A 3296-nucleotide genomic window follows, 5' to 3' on the forward strand; every position below is an offset into this window, starting at 1 on the left:
GAAAGCCAAAAGCAGGTGGAGGCGGTCTTGGGCGACTACCTCTACCGCTGCCGTTGGTTCGGCTCCAAAGCCCGCCAGATCCAGTCGGCCCAGGTTTTGGATGCCATTCCCTGTAACCGGGAAGGGGATCCCCCCTTTCGGGGCCAGATTTTGCTCTTGCAAGTCGAGTTTACCGAGGGGGAAGCAGAACTCTACTCTTTACCCGTGGGCTACGCCACTCAAGAGGCGGCCCTGCACCTGCGCGTAGAGGCGCCCCAGGCAGTCATCCTCCCTGTGCAGGTGGCCGGGGATCCGCCGGGCGTGCTTTTCGACGCGCTGGCCGATAAAACCTTTTTGTCGTTGCCGCTGCAGATCATCGCCCAGCAGGGCCGCCTGCGCCACTCCTCAGGGGAGCTGTGGGCCACCACCTTTGCTCCCTTTGAGTACGACCTCGGCCTTGAACCCCGCATCCTCAAGGCGGAGCAGAGCAACACCTCGGTGGTCTACGGCAATCAGTACATCCTCAAGTTCTATCGCAAGGTGGCCGAGGGGGTGAATCCAGAGCTAGAGATCGGCCGCTACCTGCTGGAGCACCATCCCCAGGTGCGGGTGCCGCGGCTGTTGGGATCCCTGGAATATCGCCGCCGCCGTGGGGCGCGGGGCTTTGATCCCAGCGATCAGCCCATCACGTTGGCCATTTTGCAGGAGTACATCCCCAACGAGGGGGATGCCTGGCACTACACGCTGGACAGCCTGGGGCAGTTTTTCGAGACGGTGCTGGTTCACTACCTAGAGGTGGATCCCGTGCCCGTTCCGCAGGGATCCTTCTTGGAGCTGTCTCAACTCCCCTTGCCGGAGCTGGCCTACGCCACCATTGGCAGCTACCTGGAGTCGGTGCGGATCTTGGCCAAGCGCACCGCCGAGCTGCACCTTGCTCTGGCTGCCGACACCGAAAACAAAGACTTTGCCCCCGAGCCCTTCTCCAGTCTCTACCAACGCTCCATCTATCAATCCATGCGCAATTTGGTGGGGCAGGTGTTTCCGCTGCTGAACAAGCAGATCCCCAAGCTGCCGGAGGTGGAGGCCAAGTTGGCCCGGGCTGTTCGCGACCAAGAAGGGGAGATCATGAGCCGCTTCCGCCTCATCCTGGAGCGGAAGATCACGGCTTTGCGCACTCGCTGCCATGGGGATTACCACTTGGGCCAGGTGCTGTTTACCGGCAAGGACTTTGTCATCATCGACTTTGAAGGGGAGCCGGCCCGCTCCCTGGGAGAACGCCGCCTCAAACGCTGCCCCCTGCGGGATGTGGCAGGGATGCTGCGCTCTTTCCACTACGCCGTTCACACCGGCTTGCGCCAGCAACTGGAAAGCGGCCTGGTCTGCGGGGACAAGTGCCCCGACATGATGCGCTGGGCCCAGTTTTGGCACCGCTGGGTTTGTGCTGCTTTCTTGGCCGAGTATCTCCAGGTGGCTTCCCAAGGGGCTTTTCTGCCCCGCAGCCCGCAGGAGCTGGAAGTGCTGCTAGAGGCCTATCTGCTGGAGAAGGCCATCTACGAGCTGGGCTACGAGCTCAACCACCGTCCCGAGCAGGTGGAGATCCCGCTGCGGGGGATCCTGCAGTTGCTGGGCATTTCCACCCAGGTTTGAGGGATCCCGGATGTGCGGACGGTTTAGCCTGGCGGTTGCTCCCGAACGGCTGCAGCAGCATTTTCAACTCGAGAGGGGGGCAGTGGCGGCGCTCCAGCCCCGCTACAACATCGCCCCTGCTCAGCCGCTGCTGGCGGTGGTGGCGGGATCCCTTCAGCGCCAGGCCACTCAGTTCCGCTGGGGCTTGATCCCCAGTTGGAGCCGCACTCCCAAAGCCGGGTGGATCAATGCCCGCGCCGAGACCGTGGCCGAGAAACCCTCTTTCCGCCAGGCCTTTTGCCGCCGCCGCTGCCTGATCCCGGCAGATGGCTTCTACGAGTGGGCCGACCAGGGCACGGCCAAGCGACAGCCCTACTGGTTTTACCTGCTGGATCGACCGGTGTTTGCCTTTGCCGGCATTTGGGAGCGCTGGCGCAGCCCACAAGGGGTGGAGAGAGAAACTTGCGCCATCCTCAACACGCCAGCCAATCGGCTAATGGGGCTTTTCCACGAGCGGATGCCGGCCATTTTGCTAGAAGACGATTACGACCTCTGGCTGGATCCGCAGGTGCGGGATCCGGCGCGGCTCCTGCCCTTGCTTCGCCCCTACCCGGCAGAGGCCATGGCCGCCTACCCCGTCAGCACCCATGTCAACAACCCTCGCCACGAGGATCCCACATGCCGGGCTCCCATCGGAGAAGCGGTGCAGGGATCCAACCTCAGCGAGCCCGCTGGTAGCGCATCCCCGGCAGTTGCACCAGCCAGCCCTCCAGTTCCATAAGCAGCAGGGTGCTGGAGAGGGTGGCAATGTCCATCTGGGTGGCCTGAGCCAGGGCATCGAGGCTGAGGATGTCGTTGCCCAGGAGCTGCCAGAGAAGCTGCTGCTGCGGATCCCTGGGGCCGGCGGACAAGGGTTGGTCTGGGAGAGGGGATCCCTCAACCAAGCCCAGCTCTTGGAGCAGCTCCTCGATCCCCAGGATCATCGCTGCACCACTGCGGATGAGGTGCAGACAGCCGCGGGCCGCTGCCGTGTCGATATTCCCCGGCAGGGCATACACCTCCCGCCCGTATTGGTTGGCCAGGTGAGCGGTAATCAGCGCCCCTGAGCGCTCTGGGGCCTCCATCACCAGGGTGGCGCGGCAGAGGCCGGCGATAATGCGGTTGCGCTGGGGAAAGTGCTCCTTGGCCGGCGGCGTGCCGGGGGGATATTCGCTGAGGACGGCCCCTTGTTCCAGGATGCGCCGGTAGAGAGCGCGATGGTGGGCGGGGTAAACCTGATCCACCCCAGTTCCCACCACGGCCACCGTCTTGCCGCCTGCCTCCAGGCAGGCCTGGTGGGCAATGCCGTCGATCCCGGTGGCCAGTCCCGACACCACCACGCAGCCAGCTTCCGCCAGGGCGGCGCTGACTTTCTGGGTCCACTGCTGACCGTAGGGGGTGGGGGCGCGGGTGCCGACAATAGCGATGGCCGGCTGCTGCCAGTCGGGGCACTCGCCTAAGACGTAGAGAAGGGGCGGTGGATCCGGCAGCTCCCACAACAAGGGCGGATAGCCGGGATCCGCAGGGGTTAGGAAGGGGATCCCCGGCTTTTGGGTTTGCTCCAGGATCTCCCCAGGGTCGAGGCCAGGACGGGCAGAGACAATCGTTTCTGCCAGGGTGGGGCCAATGCCCTCTACCTGCAGCAGGGCCGG

Annotated in this window: 3 protein-coding genes; 2 read left to right on the forward strand and 1 reads right to left on the reverse strand. The window is 64.2% G+C overall.

Annotation, left to right across the window (positions count from 1 at the left end; all coding sequences use genetic code 11):
* Positions 1-1626, forward strand: a 1626-nt coding sequence (locus NW857_RS00365) for a putative maltokinase (RefSeq protein WP_414367669.1), incomplete at its 5' end; no start/stop codon positions are given.
* Positions 1627-1636: 10 nt separating this feature from the next.
* Positions 1637-2386 carry an SOS response-associated peptidase gene (locus tag NW857_RS00370; protein WP_414367671.1) on the forward strand — a complete coding sequence of 250 codons (750 nt, stop codon included), beginning with the start codon at positions 1637-1639 and terminating at the stop codon, positions 2384-2386.
* Here the strand turns inward: NW857_RS00370 and dprA are convergent.
* Positions 2325-3296: DNA-processing protein DprA (gene dprA / locus NW857_RS00375; RefSeq protein WP_414367672.1), on the reverse strand; the 972-nt coding region annotated here is incomplete at its 5' end. The two genes, NW857_RS00370 and dprA, sit on opposite strands and share 62 nt — an antisense overlap.

This window comes from Synechococcus sp. H55.9, from assembly GCF_047462355.1.
Taxonomy (GTDB): Bacteria; Cyanobacteriota; Cyanobacteriia; order Thermostichales; family Thermostichaceae; genus Thermostichus.